This window comes from Pseudomonas extremorientalis (assembly GCF_024584605.1).
GTDB lineage: Bacteria > Pseudomonadota > Gammaproteobacteria > Pseudomonadales > Pseudomonadaceae > Aquipseudomonas > Aquipseudomonas extremorientalis.
The window spans coordinates 3,211,463-3,232,432 of record NZ_CP089519.1 but is presented as its reverse complement, the minus strand read 5'-3'; the positions used below and the strand labels follow the sequence as shown (position 1 = coordinate 3,232,432).

Here is a 20,970-nt window from a genome sequence, read left to right as displayed (position 1 = left end):
GTCTCAGGCTTCCACAACCTGTGGCAGCCACTGTTGCTGGGGAATCGGCAACTGGCAGGAATCACCGCGGCCGATCGGGTAGTACTGGAAGCCTTTGCGTGCCAGGCGCTCGCCGTCGTAGAGGTTGCGGCCGTCGAAGATCACCGGGGTTTTCAGGCGCTGGTGGATCAGGTCGAAGTCCGGCGCCTTGAATTGCTGCCATTCGGTGCAGACGATCAGCGCATCGGCACCGCCCAGTGTGGATTCCGGGGTGCCCATGAGCATCAGCCGTGGGTCATCGCCATAGATGCGTTGGGTTTCCTGCATGGCTTCCGGGTCGAATGCGCGCACGTTGGCGCCGGCGGCCCACAACGCTTCCATCAGCACGCGGCTGGGGGCATCGCGCATGTCGTCGGTGTTGGGCTTGAACGCCAGGCCCCACAGGGCAAAGGTCTTGCCGCGCAGGTCGCCCTTGAAGAACGCATTGATCCGTTCGAACAACTTGCTCTTCTGGCGCTGGTTGATGGCTTCTACCGCTTCCAGCAGGTCGCTGGAGCAGTTGGCTTGCCTGGCGCTGTGGATCAGGGCGCGCATGTCCTTGGGGAAGCACGAACCGCCGTAGCCGCAGCCAGGGTAGATAAAGTGGTAGCCGATGCGCGAGTCGGCGCCAATGCCCAGACGCACGGCTTCGATGTCCGCCCCCAGGTGTTCGGCCAGCTCGGCGATCTGGTTGATAAAGCTGATCTTGGTCGCCAGCATGCAGTTGGCGGCGTACTTGGTCAGCTCGGCACTGCGCAGGTCCATGAAAATGATGCGGTCATGGTTGCGGTTGAACGGTGCATACAGGTCGCGCATCACGTCGCGCACTTCTTCGCGCTCACAACCGATGATGATGCGGTCCGGGCGGCGGCAGTCGGCCACGGCCGAGCCTTCCTTGAGGAATTCCGGGTTGGAGACGATATCGAACTCCAGGTGCCGGCCGGCCAGGTGCAGGGCTTTTTCGATGTGGGCGCGCAGGGTGTCGCCGGTGCCGACCGGCACGGTGGATTTTTCCACCAGGATCACCGGCTCTTTGCGGTGGCGGGCGACGGCGTCGCCTACCGACAGCACGTATTTCAGGTCGGCCGAGCCGTCTTCGTCCGAAGGCGTGCCCACGGCAATGAACAGGACTTCGCCGTGTTCCACCGCCAACTTTTCATCATGGGTGAAGTGCAGCCGCCCACTCTCCAGGTTTTCCTTGACCATCGCAGCCAGCCCCGGCTCGAAGATGGTCACATGGCCTTTTTGCAGTGACTCGACCTTGTTCTTGTCAACGTCCATGCAAATGACATCGTGGCCGACTTCAGCCAACACGGTGGCCTGCACCAGACCGACGTAACCGCTACCAAATACACTGATTTTCATGGGGCATTCCTGGGACTTGTGGCGCTAGCACGACGAGAGTTGATAACCAGAACACCGAGGATGACCAAGGCCACCCCCAGGGTTTTTGAAACGGAAAAATGTTCGTTGAACACCGGCAGGCTGGCCGCCAGCAGGTACACCAAGGCATAGCTGATGCTCAGTAGCGAATAGGCGCGGCCCAGCGGCAAATGCTTGAGCGCACCGAGCCAGCAGAGCATCGACAGTGCGTAGGCCAGGATCGCCAGGGTCACGACGCCGAGGGCGCCCAGGTCGATGCTGTTCTGGCTCAAGGCATCCAGCCATCCGCTGGGCGGCGGCAGGCGCGTCATGCTCCAGCGCATGCCCAGTTGGGCCGCACTGACCAGGCCGACGCTGCCCAGGGCCAGGGCAAACCCCTGGATCCGGCTCATACCTGGCGCCCCAGCAGCACGACACCGCCGATCACCAGCGCGACACCCAGCCAATGGCGGGTGTCGATGTGCTCTTTGAACACAAAACGCGCGACCAGCGTGACCAGCACGAAGTTGAGGCTGAGCATCGGGTAGGCAATACCGACTTCCAGGCGTTGCAACACCAGCAGCCACACCAGCAGGCCCAGGCCCAGGCACACCAGCGCCGACCACAACCAGGGCGAGCGCAGTTTCAGAGCCCAGCCATCCGGCAGGTCGCGCCAGCGTTCCACGGCGAACTTCTGGGAGACCTGTCCCATGCAGGTGAGCAGGCAGGCGGCCAGTAACAGCAGCAAGGTGATCATTGCGCGGCCTGCGGGAAGATCAGGATCACGATGTTGCCTTGTTCGTAGCGCTTGCCGTCCTTGGGCAGCAAGTCGACTTCGGCGATTTCATCGTCGCCCTTGACCCGCATGACCACGCCGACCGGCCCCTTTTGGCGCGCATCGCTCATCCATTGCTGGACTTGGGTGGTATCCACCTTGTGGTGCGTGGCGTCCGCGTAGGCCAGGCCGTATTTGACTTCGCCGACGGTGTTGTAGAGCGTCACGTCCGGGCGCGCCAGGCGCCATGACAGCGCCGACGCTGCGCCCAGGTCATTGCTCAGCAGGGCCGTGGCCGGTTGCAGCTCTTGCAGGTGATCAATGATGAATTGGTCAGGCGTCTTGTTGTACACCACTGAATGCGGCAGGGCAGCTGGCAACAAGGCCACCATCAGCCAACTGCCGAGTACCGGTGCGGCCCACAGGTGCAAAGGCCGGGCCGCCTGCAACAGGTTGACCAGGATCCAGGCAAACAGAAAGGTGAACACCAACACCAGGCTGAGGGTTTCCTGGCCGTGCTCGTACACCGGCTTCTTCATTTGCAGCCAGGTCAGCGCGAGCAATGCCACTACACCGATGATCAGGTTCAGCCAGCCGTTGATGCGCAGCGCACGGCTGCGTCCCTGGGCCAGTTTGTCCGCCAGGGTATTGCCCATCAACAAGGCCAGGGGCAGCAGGCACGGCATGATGTAGGACGGCAGCTTTCCCTTGGCCAGGCTGAAGAAGGCCAGGGGCATCAGCAGCCACAGCACGACAAAACCGATTTTTACGCTGCGTTTGTCCCGCCACGCCTGTTTGAGGGTAGACGGCAACAACGCCACCCACGGCAGGCAGAACGCAACCAACAGCGGCAGGTAATACCAGAACGGCTCGGCGTGCTGGGCATCGTCACCGGCGAAGCGCTGGATATGCTCGTGCCAGAAGAAGAAATTCCAGTAGTCCGGCTCTTGCAGGTGCACCGCCAGCGCCCATGGCAAGCTGACGACAATCGCCACCACCACGGCGACCACGCCGTAGCCCAGCAGCTCACGCAAACGCTTCTGCCAGATCGCATAGGGCAGGGCGATCAACACCGGCAGCAACCACGCCAGAAAGCCCTTGGTCATAAAGCCCATGCCGCAGGCAAAACCGAGCAACGCCCAGGACCCCAGGCGCCCATTGCGGGTGGTGCTGTCGAAGCAGAACCACAGGGCGGCTCCGGTCAGGTTGACCCAGAAGGTGAACTGCGGATCCAGATTGGCGTAGCCACCGAGCAAGGCCACGCTGACAAAACTCATGTACAGCACGGTGCTGACCAGGGTTTTGCGCGGGTCATTCCACAGCCGACGCGACACCCCGTACACCAGCAGGATGCTCAAGCCGGTACTCAGGGCCGAGGCAAACCGCACGCCGAACAGGTTCTGCCCGAAGATCGCCTGGCCCAGCGCGATCATCCAGTAACCCGCCGCCGGTTTTTCGAAGTAGCGGATGCCCATGAAGTGCGGCGAAGCCCACTTGCCGGTCAGCAGCATTTCCTGGCTGATCTGTGCGTAACGGGTTTCATCCGGGATCCACAGGCCATGGGTGGCCAGCGGCAGCAGGTAGAACACGCCAAACGCCAACAGCAGCAGGGGCAAGGCCCAACGGCGGATCATGCCTGTTGCACTCCGAGCCAACCCTCGCGGCCCGGCAACGCACCGCGTACCAGTTGTTGCTGGGGCAAGGTGGTCACGTCCACCGGCAACAGGTCGCCCAGTGGTTTGAAGTCGATGCCGCGCTGCCCGGCCTGGGCGAGCAACTGGCGAAAATCGTTGGCCATCAGAATCCCTTCTACTTCGGCGTGGATCGTATAGACATTGAGTTTCGACTCGGCAAAACGGTCGAGGATGAACCCATTGAAGTCTTTGGCAGCCACCACCGGCCCTACGACTTCGTCGAAGGTCGGCAGGTCTACCGGAATTTGTGGGGTGCCCGCACTGCCATCGGCCAGGGTTGGACGAAACAGGCTGGTGCCCCGGCAATCGCTGTTGTAGCGAAAGTTGAAACCTTGCTTGGCTTGCACCACGCGTTCATCCGCGCGCCAACCGGCGGCGGCGGAACAGTCGATGCGCTCACCGAGGATGTCGCTGAGGGTGTCGACGCCACGGCGAATCTGTTCGATCAACTGCGCCTCGCTCCAGCGCCCGGCGTTGGCCTGCCAGCCGTGGTGATCCCAGGCGTGCAGGCCCACTTCGTGCCCGGCGGCCTTGGCCTGGCGCATCAAGTGCCCCAGGTCGCGGCCGATCGGCTTGCCCGGCCAGGCGGTGCCGGCGAGCAAGATGTCCAGGCCATACAGGCCGACCGCATTGGAACGCAGCATCTTCCACAGGAATTGCGGACGGATGAGACGCCACAAGTGGCGCCCCATGTTGTCAGGCCCGACACTGAAGAAGAACGTTGCCTTCACCGAGGCTTCATCCAGGGACTCGAGCAACCGTGGCACACCTTCACGGGTGCCACGGTAGGTGTCGACGTCGATGCGAAGACCTGCATCCATTACTTTTTGTCCGCGATTTCGAGCATGGCTTCACGCAGGAAGAAGTCCAGGGTGTTGCCGATGGTTTCGCTCATTTCCACGGTCGGCTCCCAGTCCAGCAGGCGCTTGGCGTTTTCGATGCTTGGCTTGCGATGCGCCACGTCCTGGTAACCGGTGCCGTAGAACGCCTTGCTTTCTACGTCGCGGAAACCGGCGAACGGTGGGAAGTTGCCACGCAACGGGTGCGCTTCGAACTGACGCAGCAGTTCTTCGCCCAACTGACGGATGCTGGCTTCGTTTTCCGGGTTGCCGATGTTGATGATCTGGCCGTCGCACACGCCGTTTTCGTTATCAATGATGCGGGCCAGGGCTTCGATGCCGTCAGCGATATCGGTAAAGCAACGCTTCTGCTCGCCGCCGTCGAACAGGCGGATCGGCGTACCTTCCACCAGGTTCAGGATCAATTGGGTGATTGCGCGGGAGCTGCCGATACGTGCCGAATCCAGGCGGTCCAGGCGTGGGCCCATCCAGTTGAACGGACGGAACAGGGTGAATTTCAGGCCCTTGTCACCGTACGCCCAGATCACACGGTCCAGCAGCTGCTTGGAAACCGAGTAGATCCAGCGCTGTTTGTTGACCGGACCCACCACCAGGTTGGAGGTGTCTTCGTCGAAGTACTGGTCCTGGCACATGCCATAGACTTCGGAGGTCGACGGGAAGATCACGCGCTTGTTGTACTTGACGCAGTAGCGCACCAGCTTGAGGTTTTCTTCGAAGTCCAGTTCGAACACGCGCAGCGGGTTGCGGGTGTATTCGATTGGCGTGGCGATGGCCACCAGCGGCAGGACCACGTCGCACTTCTTGATGTGGTACTCGATCCACTCGGTGTGGATGCTGATATCGCCTTCGACGTAATGGAAGTTCGGGTGGCTGCGCAGGCGCTCGATGGCGTCCGAACCGATGTCCAGGCCGTAGATTTCATAACGGTCGTCGCGCAGCAGGCGCTCGGACAGGTGGTTGCCGATAAAGCCGTTCACACCCAGGATCAGTACCCGGGTACGCCGTGGCTTGCGGCCGGACTCGGCGCCGCGCAGCACGGAGCCGTCGACCAGGCCCAGTGCGTCCGCCAGGGCTGGGCCGGCGAGGAACAGGCCGTCGGCGTTGCGCTGGCCGAACTTGACCACCAGGGAGTCTTCACCGCAGGCGATGCGCAGCGGGTTGACGCTGATCACACGGCCCGGCGCCAGGCCTTCGTTGCCCTTGACCACTTCGGCCTGCCAGACGATCAACTTGTGTTCGCCCACGGCGCAGAAGGCGCCTGGGTACGGTTGGGTCACGGCGCGCACCAGGTTGAACAGTTCTTCAGCCGGTTTTTTCCACTCCAGCTTGCCATCGGCGGCAGTGCGGCGGCCGAAGTAAGTGGCCTGGCTTTCGTCCTGGGCGGTTTCCGTCAGCTTGCCCTGGGCCAGTTGCGGCAGGGCGTCGCGCAGCAGGGTGCTGGCGGCGTCGCGCAGTTTGGCGTGCAGGGTCAGGCCGGTGTCGTTGCGTTCGATGATGACTTTCTGCTGGGCCAGGATCGCGCCGGCATCGGCACGCTTGACCATGCGGTGCAGGGTCACGCCGGTTTCGGTCTCGCCGTTGACCAGTACCCAGTTGGCCGGGGCGCGGCCACGGTATTTCGGCAGCAACGAGCCGTGCAGGTTGAACGCGCCTTTGCTGGCGGTGGCCAGCAGGGCCTCGCTGAGCAGGTTGCGGTAGTAGAACGAGAAAATGTAGTCCGGGTTCAGCTTGGCGATGCGCTCGATCCACAGCGGGTGGTTGGCGTCTTCCGGGGCATGCACCGGGATGCCATTGCGCGCGCACAGTTGTGCGACGGAACCGTAGAAGTTGTTTTCCTTGGGGTCATCGGCATGGGTGAACACGGCAGCAATTTCGTAACCGGTGTTGAGCAGCGCTTCAATGCCTGCACAACCAATATCGTGGTACGCGAATACAACAGCTTTTGAACTCATGATTAGACCTGATCAGCAGAAGTAGAAGTATGGGAGGACACCAGGCCGTCTACGACGACCACGGGAGCCGGTGCTGCCGGTTGGTTGCGCAGCACTTTTTCGATAAAGAAGCGTGGACGGGCGCGCACGTCGCTGTACATGCGGCCCAGGTATTCACCCAAGAGGCCCATGCCGATGAACTGGCCGCCGGTGAACACGAACAACACCGCGAACAGCACGAACAAACCGTCGCCAGCCCAGTCGGCGCCAAAGGCCAGGCGCAGGATGATCAATGCGAAGGCAAACAGCACACCCAGCGCCGCCAGGCTGAAGCCGACGATGGACAGCAGTCGCAGTGGGGTAGTGGTCATGCAGGTCAGCAAGTCGAACATCAGGCTGATCAGGCGCATGGCGCTGTATTTGGATTCGCCGTGTTCCCGCTCGGCGTGGTGCACCAGGATTTCCGTGGTGTGCCGGGCAAAGCCGTTGGCCAGGATCGGGATGAAGGTGCTGCGCTCACGGCAGGCGAGCATCGCGTCGACAATGGTGCGGCGGTAGGCGCGCAGCATGCAGCCGTAGTCGCTCATGGCTACGCCGGTGGAGCGCTGCACGGCCAGGTTGATCAGGCGCGACGGCCAGCGGCGAAAGGCCGAGTCCTGACGGTTGTTGCGCACGGTGGCAACCACGTCGTAGCCCAGGGCAGCTTGCTCGACCAGGCGCGGGATTTCTTCGGGCGGGTTTTGCAGGTCGGCGTCTAGGGTGATCACCACTTCGCCTCGGCATTGCTCGAAACCGGCCATGATCGCGGCATGCTGGCCGTAGTTGCGGTTGAGAATTACCGCGACCACGTTGCTGCCGTCTTCCGAGGCGGCGTCTTCCAGCAGTTGGGCCGAATTGTCGCGGCTACCGTCATCCACCAGGATGATTTCGTATGCGTAGGCCAGTTGCTTGCAGGCTGCGGTGGTACGGCGCAGCAATTCAGGCAGGCTTTCTTGTTCGTTGTAGACCGGGATAACGATCGACACGCAATGAATAGGGTAGGGTTTCAAAGATTCATGACCTCGGGGTTAGAGCAACTTGGAGCGTGGAAACAGCAGCAATCATTAGGCAAACGTCCAGAATGCAGGTTGGAAAGCGGCACTGAAGATAGAACGTAATCAAGAGGTTAGACGATATAGCGCGGTTTGCTATGAAGTGCTGTATCCAAGATTAAGCGTAAAAATGTGGAACAGATATGAAAGGCAGATGAAAAACTCGTTTATTTGACAGGTAGACAGCTAGGGTTCAGCTAAGTGGACGAGGTGCCAGGCAAGGCGTCCGGGCGAGCGCGACGCGATGTTATTCAATCCGGTGTTCAGTAAAGAATATTCTCTGCAATGCCAGCCAAGTGCCGGTAAAGTAAGCCGTCTCTTGCCAGGGTGAACGGATGAATAGCGTGCAGCTTTTACGCGGCCAATTGCGGCCAGTGTTGATGGGGTTGTTGATGAGCGTCGCGTGCATCACCACCGTATGCGCCGATGATGGGGTGGCGCTGACCAGCATCGACCAGGTGCCGGACGGCGTGGAAGTGCGCGGCAAGCAGATCGCCGCGTATACCTGGGACGATAAACAAGGCAAGAACCTGCTGGTGCTCGCCGAACAAGTCAGCGAGCGCGATGACGACGGCACCCAGTCGGCATTCGTGTATGCGGCCCAGTACCTGATCGACGGCAACCGCCCCAAGCGCGTGTGGATGCTCTACGACGATGTGCAGCACTGCGAATTCGATGCGTCCCTGCGCTTTGACAGGGCTGCAACCAAAGTCACCGACCTCACTGGCGACGGCATCACCCAGGCCACCGTTGGCTATTCGCGCACCTGCACCAGTGATGTCAGCCCCAACGAATTCAAGTTGATCATGCACGTCGGCAAGTCGCAGAAGTACCGCCTGCGTGGGGTCGACCGCGTCGGTGCGGCCTGGTGGGACGAAGAGGCCGGCGCCCTGCGCGGCATGCCGCTGCCCAAGGACTGCAGCGTGGCCGCTCAGCAGGCGCTGGTCAGCCAGTACAAGGAGCAGGGCACCGAGTTGCCGTTGCCGGGGTGTTATGGCGATGAGAAGGACTTTGCCAAGGCGCCCGCTCCGTACTTGGATTTCATGCGCACCCAATGGTTTGCGTTGATGCAGAAACAGGATGAGACTTGGAGCCAACCGCAAACCGAGGACGGCCCGGTTGAGCCCGACTAGCTGCCAAGGCCTCAAGGTAAAACCATCAGTATTTTTTTTGCTGCATATTTTCGACATCTGAAAGCAATTGCAGATTCTGAGCGAAAGCCGGCGTGCCATGTTCACTCTTCTGCACGCCCTGTAACGCTTTCAGCGCAATGGCTGTCGTTTGATTGTTGACCGTTTGGGCCAATGCCTGCATTTCATTGCTTTTGCCGTTCCCAGTCGCTACATGGTTGCGCAGGTTGAGCATTGTCTGGCGCAATGTTTGAGTGTCTTTGCCTGTTATAGCGGCTGGATATCGGGTTGAAAATCGCTCTATCTTTTCGATTTTTCTATCGAGCGCATTGACCTGCTTATTGATCTGGTTGAAGTCATCCCGGGAGATATCAACCTTGGCTTTGTTTTCCACCGTCGCAAAATACGAGGGGGCATACAGTGTTGTGTTGTACGCAGGGGGCTGGCTGTCTGGAGCAATGGATGAGTGCTTGACAGCCCAGGGATTAGGGTTCGCATAACGCGAGGTAGGAGTGTCAATAGGCATAAAGTGACCTTTGTCTGAGTGAATGAGCAGGGATGAAAAGCTGAAAATAAAGCAAGGCGCCTACAAAGCAGCATAGGAAAATGCTTCGACCGGTAGTGATTAGGCTTATCGCTCCATAGGACAATACGGCGCGTACCTGACGCGTTGACGCACCGCCTCGCGGTACGTTTCAGTACTTTGTACCAGCGGTACTCATGGGCTAGACTTCTTTGCTCTGTTCAATCGTAAATATGTCGATTTAACAATCAGTTAAATGGTGTATTTAAACCAAAGGCTGATCTAGCTTGACTGAGTCTATCCGCAACCCGCTGACCCTCTACCTCACCCGCCTGGCCCCCTCCAGCCAATTGACCATGCGCTACGTGCTGCAAGATGCGGCCGATCGCCTGGGCTTCGAGGACATCAACCTCGAAGACATCGACTGGCACTTGCTGCAGCCCGAACACGTCATTGCCCTGGTCGCCGCCTTGCGCGAAGACGGTTATGCGCCGAATACCTCCTCGTTGTATGTGAACGCGGTGCGCGGGGTGATGAATGAGGCGTGGCGCCTGAACCTGATCAGCCAGGAGCACCTGTTGCGCATGCGCACGGTCAAGGCTGCACCCGGCACGCGCCTGGGCCAGGGCCGCAACCTGCGGCGCAGCCTGATCCGCGAAATGATGGAAGTCTGCGCCGCCGACCCACGGCCCCAGGGCCTGCGAGACGCCGCAGTGATCGGTATTCTCTACGGCTCCGGCATGCGCAAGTCGGAATCGGTCAACCTCGACCTGGCCCAGATCAACTTCGAAGAGCGCAGCCTGCGGGTGATCGGCAAGGGCAACAAGGAGTTGATCAAGTACGCGCCGGACTGGGCGTTCGCCAAATTGCAGGCGTGGCTGGCGTTTCGGCGCGAGCAGCTCAAGGAGGGCGAGCAGGATGACAGCTTCCTGTTCAACCGTATCCGCCGTGGCAGCCACATCACCCGCGAGCGCATCACCAAACATGCCATTTACTACATCGCCCGCCAGCGCGGCGAACAGGTGGGCGTGAAGATCATGCCCCATGACTTCCGTCGCTCGTTCATCACCCGGGTGATCGAGGAGCATGACCTGTCGATCGCGCAGAAGCTCGCACACCATACCAATATCCAGACCACCGCCAGCTATGACGTGCGTGACGACAATGAGCGACGGCGGGCGGTGGACCGGTTTGACCTGTAGGGTTGACGATTGCAGCCCCCCCTCAAGGGGGGGCGATGCAGTTTTAGAGAATAGGTTTGCCGCCAGTGACCGCGTAGCGCGATCCGGAGATGTAGCTGGCTTCGTCCGAGGCCAATAACACATAGATCGGCGCGACTTCCACCGGTTGGCCAGGGCGGCCCAGCGGGGTTTCGCTGCCGAAGCTCTGCACATCTTCATCGGTCATGGTCGCCACGATCAACGGCGTCCAGATCGGGCCCGGGGCCACGCTGTTGACGCGTATACCCTTGCTGCCGAGCAACTGCGCCAAGCCACCGGTGAAATTGGCAATCGCACCCTTGGTGGCTGCATACGGCATCAACGTCGGCTTGGGCATGTCTGAGTTGACGGACGTGGTGTTAATGATCGAACTGCCAGCCTTCATATGCGGCACCGCTGCCTTGCACAGGCGAAACATTGCGGTGATGTTGATATCGAAGGTCTTGACCCATTCCTCGTCCGAGATTTCTTCAAGAGTCTCGTGGCTCATCTGGAACGCTGCGTTATTGACCAGCACGTCGATACGGCCGAATTGCTCGACCGTTTTGTCGACCAGTTCGTGGCACACGCTTTTCTGAGCGATATCGCCGGGCAGCAGCAGGCATTGGCGACCGGCTTCCTCGACCCAACGCGCAGTTTCCCTGGCGTCCTCGTGCTCATCCAGATAAGCGATGGCCACATCGGCGCCTTCACGGGCAAACGCGATGGCGACGGCGCGCCCGATGCCGCTGTCGGCCCCAGTGATCAGGGCGATCTTGTTGGCCAACCGTCCGGAGCCCTTGTAGCTCTGTTCACCGCAATCCGGGTACGGGTCCATTTTCTTCTGCGAACCAGGTACGGTCTGCGCTTGGGGGGCGAAGGGAGGGTGAGGGTAATCAGTCATGTCAATCTCCATAGTTTCCAACGTGGTTATGGGATTAGTAGTTGCCGGCCGGTTGATAGTTGTAACGGATGCCGCCGAGGGCCGACGAGTGGTTGGCGTTGGCCCCAGGCAACGCCAACCTCAAGTGCATGGGCCGCCCTCAGGACGAGGGTGGGGCGCTCGCCAGGTGAGCCGGCAGGCGCCGCAGTGTCCACACCGTGGTGAACATCGCCGCTATGGCGCACAGCGCAATCCCGATCAGCATCGGCGCCGGCGTGTGATCGGCGAACACCCCGATCAGGGTCATGGACAGGGCCCCGATGATCATCTGGATCGCACCGAGCAAGGCCGAGGCAGAACCGGCCACGGCACCATGATCCTCCAGGGACAATACCCCGGCGGCCGGCAGCAGCAGGCCGAGAAAGCCGAAGCCGATAAACAGCAAGGCCATGGTCAGGGCCAGGCTGTCGACCCACAGCGTAGTGACGGCCAGGACAGCCATCACTGCAGCCACAGCCGCTACCGACCAAAGAATCAACGGCGCCAGGCCAAAGCGCGCACTGAGGCGCGCAGTGAGTTGGCTCATGGCGAAAAACGACGCGGCATTCAACGCAAAGGCCAGGCTGAACTGCGTGGGTGTGAGGCCGTAATGCTCGATGTACACGAACGGCGCGCTGCCGATAAACACGAAGAAGGTCGCCAGGCCAAAGCCGCACACCACCGACAGGCCGATGAATACCGGGTCACGCAACAACGCGCCATAACTGCTGAAGGCACTGCCCAGGGTCTTGCCCAACCGGCGTTCGGCAGGGTGGGTTTCGGGCAGTTGCACGATGGTCATTACCAGACACGCCAGCGCGAGCACCGCCAGCACGGCGAATACTTCGCGCCAGCTCCACAGCGAAATCACCAGGCTGCCGGCCAATGGCGCGAGAATCGGCGAGACGCTCATCACCAGCATCAGCAAGGACATCAACTTCGCGGCCTCATGCCCCGTGTACAGGTCACGCACGATGGCCCGGGGAATCACCATGCCGGCGCATGCGCCGAAAGCCTGCAGGGCGCGAAAGGCAATCAGGGTTTCGATCGTCGGCGCCAAGGCGCATCCGACACTGGCCACGGCAAAAATCACCAGGCCGGCATAGATCGGCGGTTTGCGCCCGAATACATCGCTGACCGGCCCGTAGAACAACTGGCATACGCCGACGATCACGAAGAACACCGTCAGGCTCATCTGCACCCGCGCCGGCGAGGCATGCAGGCTCGCGCCGAGGGTCGGCAGTGCGGGCAGGTAGATGTCGATGGCGAAAGGGCCGACGGCGGTGATCAACCCCAGTAGCAGGGCGAGGTGGGCGATACGTCGAGACATGAGCGGTTCCGCACGGAAAAGGGCGGTCAGCTTAAGGGATCCACGCAGATCCGCAAACTTAGGCTTCAATAACCAGGGACGGTGGCCGATAACATCAGAAGCGGGGCGTCTGCGGTTGGGCTCCCAACCGGATGACCAGGCAAGGGGATTTTTGCATGACGATCAAACTACGCTTGATGTTGTTGATAGCGACTGGCTTGCTCACTGCTTTGATCATGAGCCTTACCGGTTACCTGGGCAATTCACGGATGGGCGATGCCGTACAGGACAGCGAGGTCAGCATGACGGTGCTGCGCAACCACATGGAAGCCGACATGATGCACGACGCCCTGCGCGCCGATGTGCTGTCGGCGATGCTGGTGGGCCTGGGCAAAAGCACCAGCACACCGGCCGAGGTCAACGCTTCGCTCAAGGAACACGCCGAACACTTTCGCCAGGTACTGTCGGATAACCTCGCGCTGCCGCTGGACGCTTCGCTCAAGGCCAACCTGGAAAAAATCAAACCGAGCCTGGACAACTACATCGCCACCGGTGAGCGCATCGTCGCGCTGGCGCTGGACAATCCCGAAGCCGCTCGCGCGGAACTGGGCACGTTCAATGCCGCTTTCACCCAGCTTGAAGATCAAATGGCCGCGCTGAGCGAGCTGATCGAGACCAACACCCAGCAGACAAGTGTCGGCACACGGCAGACCATCAGCAACGCCAATTTCACCCTGGGCGCAGTGTTGATCGCCAGCCTTTTACTGCTGTTGGCCCAGGGGCGCTGGGTGATGCTCAGCATCATGGCGCCATTGCAAGCCGCCAGCCGCATTGCCGCCAGCATTGCGCGGGGCAACTTGAGCGAAGCGATTGTCGAACCCCGGCGCAAAGACGAAGCCAGCGCCTTGATTCGCAGCCTCGCCACCATGCAACGGGACTTGCGCGGCATGATCGAAGTGGTGCGCAGCAACGCCCACGGCGTCAGCGGCATGAGCGAGCAACTGAGCCACGGCTGCCATGAAGTGGCCGGCAGCAGCCAGCAACAGAGTGCGGCGGCCAGCACCATGGCCGCGGCCGCGAGTGAAATGACCGCCAGTATCGAGGAAATCACTCGGCATGCCGGGCGCGCATTGGACATGGCCAACCAGGCCGAGACCTTGGCCAAGGACGGTGGGCGGGTGATTCATCAGGTGGTCAACGACATGGGCGGCATTGCCCGCTCCGCGCAGCAGTCGGCCCAGGTGATTCGTACGCTGGACAAGGAGTCCGAGGCAATTTTCAGCATTATCCAAGTGATCAAGGGGATCGCCGACCAGACCAACCTGCTGGCCCTGAATGCCGCGATCGAGGCCGCCCGCGCCGGTGAACAGGGGCGGGGGTTCGCAGTGGTTGCCGATGAGGTTCGGAGCCTGGCTGGCCGTACCAGTGCCTCAACCCTGGAAATCGCCAGCATGGTCCAGCGTATCCAGCAAAGCACGCGCGAAGCGGTGACCAGCATGGAGGAGGGCGTGGCTCAAGTGGATAAGGGCATGGCGGTGACCGCCGAGGTGGAGCGGGCGATTCGCGAAATTCTGCAAGCCACCTTGAACACCACGGAAATGGTCAACGATATCTCCCGCACCATTGGTGAACAGAGCCTGGCCAGCAACGAAATTGCGCACCAGGTGGAGATGATTGCGGGCATGTCGGAAAACAACAGTCGCGTTATTGGCCAAACGGCGTCGACAACGGATGAGTTGTCCGGCCTGGCCGGTAAGCTTTCGCAGTCAGTTGATCGGTTTCACTTGTAACCTACTGATTTAACTCAACTAAATAGTCATTTAGTTGAGTTGGCAATCAGGGCAGGGGGCTCAGGATTGGGAGAGGGCAGACGTCCGCCGTGCAGCGATGCGCTCTACCGTTTGCATATGCTGCGTACCCCATTGGCACAATCCACCCAATGCCGACGCCAGGGACTCCCCGAACGGTGTCAGGGAATACTCGACTTTGGGCGGTATTTCCTGGAAATCCACGCGAAAAATGATCTCATCGCGCTCCAATTCCTTGAGTTGCTGGATCAGCACCTTATCGGTCACACCGCCAATCGCGCGTCTTAATTCTCCATATCGATGAACATTCTGCGCCAGGTTGAACAGCACCAGCGGCTTCCATTTGCCGCCAATCACCGCCAGGGCAGCCTCAAGTCCGCAATTGAATGAGTTATTGGCCATGATTGAAGTATCTCCCAAGGGTACTTACTAAAAGGTGCATACTATTCAAAAGAATAGAGCGGATCTAGAGTTGCGCCTCAACATTCTTTTTTGGAGTCATCATGAGCAAGCTCAACGGGAAAATCGCAGTGGTTACCGGCGGTAACAGCGGCATCGGCCTGGCAACCGCGATTCGCTTTGCAGCTGAAGGCGCACAGGTGGTGATTGTAGGTCGTCGACAGTCAGAACTGGACAAGGCGCTGACGCTGATCGGGCCTGGAGCCATCGCCATCCAGGCCGACATTGCCAAGCTGGACGACCTGGACCGTGTGTTCACCCAGGTAAAAGCTGCCAAGGGCCGGGTTGACATACTGTTTGCCAATGCAGGCCTGGGGGATTTCCAACCGATCGGCTCGATCACCGAGGAATCATTCGACCGCACGTTCGGCATCAACGTCAAAGGCACGCTGTTCACCGTGCAAAAAGCCTTGCCACTGATGCAGGCCGGCGGTTCCGTGATCCTGACTGGCTCGACCACCGGGACAATGGGCACCGCGGCGTTCAGCGTGTACAGCGCCACCAAAGCGGCTCTGCGTAATTTCGCCAGGAGCTGGGCGCTGGATCTCAAAGGCACCGGCATTCGTGTGAACGTACTGTCGCCAGGCCCGATCTCGACACCAGGTCTGGACTCGGCGTTGTCAGGCACGGGCCAGAAGGAAGCGATCATCGACGACATGACGGCGCAGGTTCCGCTGGGCCGTATCGGTCAACCTGAAGAAGTGGCAGCCGCCGCGTTGTTCCTGGCATCGGATGAGAGCAGCTTCATGACGGGCAGTGAAATGTTTGTCGATGGAGGCTTTGCTCAGGTTTAAGCATGACAGGGGTTTTGCCCGTTGAAATCTGACGGGCACTGCCTCTGATTGCGCAATACGGTATTACGCATAATGTATATTATGTTAAATCATGTATTACTCTAGGCTTATCGCTCAGTTAATTTATGGATCTCAGCAACCACCTGCTTCACTGCCTCTTCAATCGCACCCTCATTACGACACAACACCCAGCCCTGACCCACAATCGCCCGCTCGAACATCTCTGTGCATGCAACATGCTCTGCATACTTCTGAATCACAGTGCCGCCCAATCCTCGTGAACGTGCCGTTGCTCTCGCCCATGAAATATCCGGCGCGGTGATCACACCGACATGCAGATCCGGCACTCGCACGCTTCGCTCCAGGTTCAACTGCAGAATCTCTGCAAACGGAATCGTGTGTCGAAACGCAGCCTCAGACGGATACCAGCGATCAATCAATATGATGCTGCCCAACGGCTGCCGAGTCAGGACATTCCGGGATATCCAACTGCGACTCTCGGCAAAGCGCTCGCACACAGCCCATTCCAGATCCCGTGAGGGATTTCTGGCAAGTTCGTTCACCAGGGCCATGGTTTCCCCTCTGTAGGGATCGTTTTTTCGCTCGCAAAGCCGGATGACTTTCTTGTTGTCCGCCCTCAGCGCTGCCGTTACGGCCTCCAACAACGTGGTTTTGCTGGTGCCTTTGGGGCCGTCCAGAGAAATAAAAAGCGGAGCATTCATTTTTCACACAGCGGTCAGGACGATGATCACCACTCTAACTGCATTTGCAGCAGGCCACGCATCCAAACACTTTCACAAGTAATTTTCCTATCACTGATACCGGGATGCCCGCCCAAGTCAAGGCTTTGGTCATATCAGGTATTAAGGTGTTGATTGAACCAGCTGGCGGCGGCTTCACTGGTGACCTTGAAGTGTTCAACATAGGGGGTGAAGTGCCCTCCTTTGATCATCACAAGCTTCTTTGGCTCCAGCGCTTTTTCATAGGCTGTGAGGCATATATCCGTGGCGGTCAAAAGATCGTTATCCCCCACAATCATCAGGAACGGCGTGGGGCTGATACGCGAGATGAAATGCCCAGGTTCGTTCTCCCGAAACAGCTCAGTGCTCCTTAAGGTCACCTCATTCTTCCAATTCGGCGCAAACGACCGAGTGTTCATAAAATACTCATAACTATCTACGCCTACCATGGCACAGGCAACGCCAGGGTCATCGGATACCGCCGCAATGATTGCGGGTTGTGCACCTGCAAAACGGGCCTTCCGGTCATTGTCATAGCGTGCAAGCATGGCAGGCACAAGGTCCGAGCGCAGTCGACGTTTCGCCGACTCATGGCCACTGATGGAGGGAACCTGAGCAACAACACACTTTACGCGACGATCGATTGCGGCAACTTCTATGACATGCCCGCCGCTCAGACTTGTTCCCCAGATACCAATTCGCTGTGGATCGATGCCTGGAAGCGACTGCAGAAAGGTAATGGCGTCGCGATAGCCCCGGCGCTGCAATACAGGGTCCATCTCTTGGCGCGGCGTTCCTTCACTTTCGCCAAAGTTTGCATGGTCATAGACCAGTACATGAAAACCTTCCGAACAGAATACCTCCGCATATTTATCAAGATATTGTTCCTTGACCGAGGTAAAACCATGTGCCATGACAACAGCGGGTGTTGTAGACGATGTGTTTGCTGGCTCATAAAGCCAGCCTTTTAATAGAGTACCCTCGGACACAAAACTGATGTTGCTGCGTTTCATAACGTCCTCGTCATATTCAAACTAGTCGCCGATGCACTGAAGAGCGCGCGCGTAACGGCCTTTAATCGCGGTACATCACGCAAATCCCGATGGTAGCCAAGCCAGAGTTCCCGACCGGGTGGAGGCGTTTGCAGATCAATCACTTTAAGGCCCGGGATTTTTTCACCCACGACCACGGGCAATACGGCGAGCCCTAGCCCCGCCGCGCATAACTGTGCCTGAATAATCCGATCATTACTGCGTTGCATGACAGAGGCATCAGGCAGCAATTTCTGTATCCATGCCACATCCGGAAAATGGTTGAAGTCTGCATTCATCAGAATCAGGTTGACTCCCTCCCCTGTATGGCTAGCGACGCTGTAGTTCTGCGCCGCGTACACCGCATATCTCACGTCCATCAATTTGCGCTGAACGATATCAGGTTGGTCGAAGGGAACATTTCTAAGTGCCACGTCAGCTTCACGCCTCGATAAATCGAGCATGCGCGGCGAAGTCAGGATTTCCACTCGAATATTCGGATGTTTGCGTGCGACGCTCACCATCAAGTCAGGCATTACATAGCCAGCGAACCACTCCGGACAGGTAATTCTTATACCGCCCTCAAGGTGCTCATCATGTACTGCGATCTTTCGATGTAACGCCAAAGCGCTTTGCTCCATGCGTTCTGCCAGGTCGAGAATGGATTCACCTTCGGCTGTGATCACCAGTCCGTCTCCGGTGCGCTGGAACAGTTTCTGCCCCAGCGCTTCTTCCAGGGCCTGCACACGGCGGCTGACCGTAGGCCGGCTCACTCTCAGTTGCGTTGCTGCATCGGCATAGGTTCCAGCACGCACAACGGCAAGAAAGACCTTAACATCACCCCACTCCATATGATTGCTCCTTGTCTTTGGTGCCGTTGTGCTTAATCACGTAGCACTCATTTCTGAACGGGCTGCCAGAAGTAGTCTTCACCCTTCTTTTGCACCTTGCCAATACCAGGGAAATCAATGTGGGCGTCGGCAACCCAGTATGGGTGAGCGGCTGTGGAGGCAGCTTCCAAGGCCGCCTTGCGGGTGCTGATTGCCTGGCTCGGGGTACTGTCGTAGATGACAGTGACTTGCGGCTCAGGGAATTGAACCGGTTGCACATGGATTACATCGCCCCAGAACAGCAATTGGTCCCCTCCTTCACTGACCTTGAATCCGGTATGCCCTGGGGTATGCCCGCGCAAATCGATGGCTTCTATGCCCGCAAAAAGCTGGTCGCCCCATTTGAATGTCCTGACACGGCCAGCTTCCTGATAAGGCTTGAGATAACGTTTGACTGCAGAGAATGCCTCAGGTTTGTCCTCTTTGCCCTGCGCAACGGAGGGGTCTGACATCCAGTAGTTCAACTCTTGGTCGTTGACTTCCACTACCGCATTCTTGAACGCGCGTTGTTGCCCGTTCAACAACCCCCCGATATGGTCGGCATGCAGATGGGTCATCAGCACCACATCGATCTGATCGGCGCTGTAGCCTGCGGCCTTCAGGCTTTCCTGCAGGCGGCCGGCGGTGCTTCCGGTCAGTTCGCCACCACCGGTGTCTATCAGGATTTGCTGGTCCCCGGTATCGACCAGATAAACATTGACGGACATGCGCGCATCTTTATCCAGCCCTGCCTGTTCAAGCAGCGTGCTTATGCGGGCGCCATCGCCCCCCTCAAGAATCTTGACCATATCGGCAGGAAGGTAACCGTCATAGAGGGCGACAACCTTGAACTTGCCGACATTCATCGAATAACTGGCCTGGGCGTCGGGCAGTGCAGATGCGAACACGCTATTGGAGATAGACAGTGCAAATGCGAACGGCAGTACTGCTGAGTAAATGGATTTAAATAGCTTCATAGTGTGGTTCCTGAAGTAGGTTGTGTTGCACACACTGTCCGTTATTGCCCCCCCTGAAATAAACGGTTTTGTGTGAAACCCTCGCGTACAAAAATGTACGTCGCCCCCAGTTGTTCGTTCGCCAAATACGAATTGGGAGTGGACCTCGTCTCCAGTAATCAGGTGCGTGGATTCTTTCCCGACTGGAAAGACAATGAAGCCACTCCAGCGCCCTCGCCGTCGCGTTGCGCCAACGCGGGCATTCGGTGCAGGAGTATGTCGGGCGTTCACAGTTCCGCTGTGACTTGGCGAGCAGCGACGCCATCGGTGAATACTTCAGTCTGGGGGGCAGCGAATTCTGGCGTATCGGCGTCACCAGGTAGGCTGACGTGGTGGTGAGTTTCGGCCGCATCGGCAGCAAGGTGCCAGACCTTGATCGAGTGTCGTGCGCATGACGATTATGGCCATGTGAGGAGTGATGCACCTTGGACGCTCCAAAACCGTAAACCCGCATCCATCCCTAATGCTGAAACGTCATCATCTCCCCCTCGCCCGCATGTTAATCTCGCCCCACCACGAATAGACATTGATCGTCACAAGACGATGACCAGAACCAGGAAAGCCCATGCCAAAGATTTCTCACTCAGCCCTGCGCCGCAACTTCCGTGAATTGCTCGCCAACCCAACCTGCGTTGAAACCGCTTCCGTCTTTGACCCGATGTCGGCGCGTATCGCCGCTGACCTGGGTTTTGAAGTCGGCATCCTCGGTGGCTCCGTTGCTTCGTTGCAGGTATTGGCCGCACCCGATTTTGCGTTGATCACCCTGAGTGAGTTCGTTGAGCAAGCCACCCGTATCGGCCGCGTTGCCCAGTTGCCGTTCATTGCCGACGCCGACCACGGCTACGGTAACGCCCTGAATGTGATGCGTACCGTCGAAGAACTCGAGCGGGCCGGTGTGGCCGCGTTGACCATTGAAGACACGTTGCTGCCGGCGCAGTTCGGGCGCAAGTCCACCGATCTGATCTCCATTGAAGAAGGCATCGGCAAGGTCCGCGCGGCGCTGGAAGCACGTGTCGATCCCGAGTTGTCGATCATTGCCCGGACCAACGCCGGCGTGTTGCCGACCGAAGCCGTTATCGAGCGCACCCAGGCCTACCAGAAAGCCGGGGCCGACGGGATTTGCATGGTGGGTGTGGCCGATTTCGAGCACTTGGAGAAGATCGCGGAAAACCTGACGGTGCCGCTGATGCTGGTGACCTACGGCAACCCTAAGCTGAATGACGCCCAGCGTCTGGCCAGCCTCGGCGTGCGGGTGGTGGTGGCCGGCCACGGGGCTTACTTTGCCGCGATCAAGGCGACGTATGACAGCCTGCGTGCCCAGCGCCAGTTGACCCACAGCACCGATAACCTCAGTGCCACCGAGCTGACGCATACCTACACGTTGCCGGAAAGCTACGTGGCCTGGGCGGAAGAGTTCATGGACGTCAAAGAGTAAAGAC

20 protein-coding genes and 1 pseudogene are annotated in these 20,970 nt (G+C 59.1%); 6 read left to right on the top strand and 15 right to left on the bottom strand.

Features of this window, described 5'->3' with window-relative positions:
* Positions 1-3: 3 nt before the first annotated feature.
* From LUU92_RS14270 to arnC, 7 genes are read right to left on the bottom strand one after another with little or no spacing between them, the layout of a single operon-like run.
* Positions 4-1,383, bottom strand: coding sequence for a UDP-glucose dehydrogenase family protein (locus tag LUU92_RS14270; RefSeq protein ID WP_071488303.1), 1,380 nt, complete (start codon positions 1,381-1,383; stop codon positions 4-6).
* Positions 1,380-1,793 (bottom strand): 4-amino-4-deoxy-L-arabinose-phosphoundecaprenol flippase subunit ArnF, encoded by a 414-nt coding sequence (gene arnF / locus LUU92_RS14265; RefSeq protein WP_257102150.1) that lies wholly within the window; start codon positions 1,791-1,793, stop codon positions 1,380-1,382. Before arnF ends, LUU92_RS14270 begins: the two co-directional genes overlap by 4 nt.
* Positions 1,790-2,137 carry a 4-amino-4-deoxy-L-arabinose-phosphoundecaprenol flippase subunit ArnE gene (gene arnE / locus LUU92_RS14260; RefSeq protein WP_071488305.1) on the bottom strand — a complete coding sequence of 116 codons (348 nt, stop codon included), beginning with the start codon at positions 2,135-2,137 and terminating at the stop codon, positions 1,790-1,792. Before arnE ends, arnF begins: the two co-directional genes overlap by 4 nt.
* Entirely contained in the window at positions 2,134-3,789 is a 1,656-nt protein-coding gene (gene arnT, locus LUU92_RS14255; protein ID WP_257102149.1) for a lipid IV(A) 4-amino-4-deoxy-L-arabinosyltransferase, read from the bottom strand. Before arnT ends, arnE begins: the two co-directional genes overlap by 4 nt.
* Entirely contained in the window at positions 3,786-4,670 is an 885-nt protein-coding gene (gene arnD / locus LUU92_RS14250) for a 4-deoxy-4-formamido-L-arabinose-phosphoundecaprenol deformylase (RefSeq protein ID WP_071488307.1), read from the bottom strand. Before arnD ends, arnT begins: the two co-directional genes overlap by 4 nt.
* The gene (gene arnA, locus LUU92_RS14245; RefSeq protein ID WP_071488308.1) at positions 4,670-6,661 is read right to left on the bottom strand and encodes a bifunctional UDP-4-amino-4-deoxy-L-arabinose formyltransferase/UDP-glucuronic acid oxidase ArnA; all 1,992 of its coding nucleotides are present in this window, start codon (positions 6,659-6,661) and stop codon (positions 4,670-4,672) included. The genes arnD and arnA overlap by 1 nt, the downstream gene beginning before the upstream one ends.
* Positions 6,662-6,663: 2 nt before the next feature.
* On the bottom strand, positions 6,664-7,689 hold the full coding sequence (gene arnC, locus LUU92_RS14240; RefSeq protein ID WP_071488309.1) for an undecaprenyl-phosphate 4-deoxy-4-formamido-L-arabinose transferase: 1,026 nt from the start codon (positions 7,687-7,689) through the stop codon (positions 6,664-6,666).
* A gap of 377 nt (positions 7,690-8,066) precedes the next feature.
* Between arnC and LUU92_RS14235 the strand changes: the two genes are divergently transcribed.
* Complete coding sequence (locus LUU92_RS14235) at positions 8,067-8,864, top strand: M949_RS01915 family surface polysaccharide biosynthesis protein (RefSeq protein ID WP_071488310.1); 798 nt, start codon at positions 8,067-8,069, stop codon at positions 8,862-8,864.
* A 25-nt stretch (positions 8,865-8,889) separates the two neighbouring features.
* Here LUU92_RS14235 and LUU92_RS14230 read toward each other — a convergent pair whose 3' ends face one another.
* The gene (locus tag LUU92_RS14230) at positions 8,890-9,387 is read right to left on the bottom strand and encodes a hypothetical protein (RefSeq protein ID WP_130898152.1); all 498 of its coding nucleotides are present in this window, start codon (positions 9,385-9,387) and stop codon (positions 8,890-8,892) included.
* Between the two features lie 284 nt (positions 9,388-9,671).
* Here LUU92_RS14230 and LUU92_RS14225 point away from each other — a divergent pair, with 284 nt between their 5' ends.
* Positions 9,672-10,586: a site-specific integrase gene (locus LUU92_RS14225; protein WP_093513243.1), complete on the top strand. Its 915-nt coding sequence runs from the start codon at positions 9,672-9,674 to the stop codon at positions 10,584-10,586.
* A gap of 43 nt (positions 10,587-10,629) precedes the next feature.
* Here LUU92_RS14225 and LUU92_RS14220 read toward each other — a convergent pair whose 3' ends face one another.
* Positions 10,630-11,487 (bottom strand): SDR family oxidoreductase, encoded by an 858-nt coding sequence (locus LUU92_RS14220; RefSeq protein WP_071488313.1) that lies wholly within the window; start codon positions 11,485-11,487, stop codon positions 10,630-10,632.
* Between the two features lie 139 nt (positions 11,488-11,626).
* On the bottom strand, positions 11,627-12,835 hold the full coding sequence (locus LUU92_RS14215; RefSeq protein ID WP_071488314.1) for a multidrug effflux MFS transporter: 1,209 nt from the start codon (positions 12,833-12,835) through the stop codon (positions 11,627-11,629).
* Between the two features lie 131 nt (positions 12,836-12,966).
* Here LUU92_RS14215 and LUU92_RS29225 point away from each other — a divergent pair.
* Positions 12,967-13,746: pseudogene (locus LUU92_RS29225) on the top strand (MCP four helix bundle domain-containing protein); the annotation flags it as partial.
* Positions 13,741-14,604, top strand: a complete 864-nt coding sequence (locus LUU92_RS29220) for a methyl-accepting chemotaxis protein (RefSeq protein WP_371322057.1) — start codon at positions 13,741-13,743, stop codon at positions 14,602-14,604. The pseudogene LUU92_RS29225 and the gene LUU92_RS29220, both read left to right, overlap by 6 nt.
* Positions 14,605-14,664: 60 nt before the next feature.
* Here LUU92_RS29220 and LUU92_RS14205 read toward each other — a convergent pair whose 3' ends face one another.
* The gene (locus LUU92_RS14205; protein WP_071488316.1) at positions 14,665-15,024 is read right to left on the bottom strand and encodes a winged helix-turn-helix transcriptional regulator; all 360 of its coding nucleotides are present in this window, start codon (positions 15,022-15,024) and stop codon (positions 14,665-14,667) included.
* Positions 15,025-15,125: 101 nt separating this feature from the next.
* Here LUU92_RS14205 and LUU92_RS14200 point away from each other — a divergent pair, with 101 nt between their 5' ends.
* Positions 15,126-15,875, top strand: coding sequence for an SDR family NAD(P)-dependent oxidoreductase (locus LUU92_RS14200; RefSeq protein ID WP_071488317.1), 750 nt, complete (start codon positions 15,126-15,128; stop codon positions 15,873-15,875).
* A 107-nt stretch (positions 15,876-15,982) separates the two neighbouring features.
* Here LUU92_RS14200 and LUU92_RS14195 read toward each other — a convergent pair whose 3' ends face one another.
* The 4 genes from LUU92_RS14195 to LUU92_RS14180 form a co-directional block, all read right to left on the bottom strand.
* Complete coding sequence (locus LUU92_RS14195; protein WP_257102148.1) at positions 15,983-16,597, bottom strand: dTMP kinase; 615 nt, start codon at positions 16,595-16,597, stop codon at positions 15,983-15,985.
* Between the two features lie 134 nt (positions 16,598-16,731).
* On the bottom strand, positions 16,732-17,628 hold the full coding sequence (locus LUU92_RS14190) for an alpha/beta hydrolase (RefSeq protein WP_071488319.1): 897 nt from the start codon (positions 17,626-17,628) through the stop codon (positions 16,732-16,734).
* Positions 17,625-18,497, bottom strand: a complete 873-nt coding sequence (locus LUU92_RS14185) for a LysR family transcriptional regulator (RefSeq protein ID WP_257102147.1) — start codon at positions 18,495-18,497, stop codon at positions 17,625-17,627. Before LUU92_RS14185 ends, LUU92_RS14190 begins: the two co-directional genes overlap by 4 nt.
* 47 nt (positions 18,498-18,544) lie before the next feature.
* Positions 18,545-19,492 (bottom strand): MBL fold metallo-hydrolase, encoded by a 948-nt coding sequence (locus LUU92_RS14180; RefSeq protein ID WP_257102146.1) that lies wholly within the window; start codon positions 19,490-19,492, stop codon positions 18,545-18,547.
* Positions 19,493-20,096: 604 nt separating this feature from the next.
* On the opposite strand from LUU92_RS14180, the gene LUU92_RS14175 reads away from it, so the two are divergent.
* Positions 20,097-20,966 carry an oxaloacetate decarboxylase gene (locus tag LUU92_RS14175; RefSeq protein ID WP_071488322.1) on the top strand — a complete coding sequence of 290 codons (870 nt, stop codon included), beginning with the start codon at positions 20,097-20,099 and terminating at the stop codon, positions 20,964-20,966.
* Positions 20,967-20,970: the final 4 nt, after the last annotated feature.

Bases quoted from the DNA above. Each gene is read 5' to 3' on its own strand.
- LUU92_RS14270 (WP_071488303.1), bottom strand. From the start codon at position 1,383: ATGAAAATCAGTGTATTTGGTAGCGGTTACGTCGGTCTGGTGCAGGCC.
- arnF (WP_257102150.1), bottom strand. From the start codon at position 1,793: ATGAGCCGGATCCAGGGGTTTGCCCTGGCCCTGGGCAGCGTCGGCCTG.
- arnE (WP_071488305.1), bottom strand. From the start codon at position 2,137: ATGATCACCTTGCTGCTGTTACTGGCCGCCTGCCTGCTCACCTGCATG.
- arnT (WP_257102149.1), bottom strand. From the start codon at position 3,789: ATGATCCGCCGTTGGGCCTTGCCCCTGCTGCTGTTGGCGTTTGGCGTG.
- arnD (WP_071488307.1), bottom strand. From the start codon at position 4,670: ATGGATGCAGGTCTTCGCATCGACGTCGACACCTACCGTGGCACCCGT.
- arnA (WP_071488308.1), bottom strand. From the start codon at position 6,661: ATGAGTTCAAAAGCTGTTGTATTCGCGTACCACGATATTGGTTGTGCA.
- LUU92_RS14235 (WP_071488310.1), top strand. From the start codon at position 8,067: ATGAATAGCGTGCAGCTTTTACGCGGCCAATTGCGGCCAGTGTTGATG.
- LUU92_RS14230 (WP_130898152.1), bottom strand. From the start codon at position 9,387: ATGCCTATTGACACTCCTACCTCGCGTTATGCGAACCCTAATCCCTGG.
- LUU92_RS14220 (WP_071488313.1), bottom strand. From the start codon at position 11,487: ATGACTGATTACCCTCACCCTCCCTTCGCCCCCCAAGCGCAGACCGTA.
- LUU92_RS14215 (WP_071488314.1), bottom strand. From the start codon at position 12,835: ATGTCTCGACGTATCGCCCACCTCGCCCTGCTACTGGGGTTGATCACC.
- LUU92_RS29220 (WP_371322057.1), top strand. From the start codon at position 13,741: ATGCAACGGGACTTGCGCGGCATGATCGAAGTGGTGCGCAGCAACGCC.
- LUU92_RS14205 (WP_071488316.1), bottom strand. From the start codon at position 15,024: ATGGCCAATAACTCATTCAATTGCGGACTTGAGGCTGCCCTGGCGGTG.
- LUU92_RS14200 (WP_071488317.1), top strand. From the start codon at position 15,126: ATGAGCAAGCTCAACGGGAAAATCGCAGTGGTTACCGGCGGTAACAGC.
- LUU92_RS14195 (WP_257102148.1), bottom strand. From the start codon at position 16,597: ATGAATGCTCCGCTTTTTATTTCTCTGGACGGCCCCAAAGGCACCAGC.
- LUU92_RS14190 (WP_071488319.1), bottom strand. From the start codon at position 17,628: ATGAAACGCAGCAACATCAGTTTTGTGTCCGAGGGTACTCTATTAAAA.
- LUU92_RS14185 (WP_257102147.1), bottom strand. From the start codon at position 18,497: ATGGAGTGGGGTGATGTTAAGGTCTTTCTTGCCGTTGTGCGTGCTGGA.
- LUU92_RS14180 (WP_257102146.1), bottom strand. From the start codon at position 19,492: ATGAAGCTATTTAAATCCATTTACTCAGCAGTACTGCCGTTCGCATTT.
- LUU92_RS14175 (WP_071488322.1), top strand. From the start codon at position 20,097: ATGCCAAAGATTTCTCACTCAGCCCTGCGCCGCAACTTCCGTGAATTG.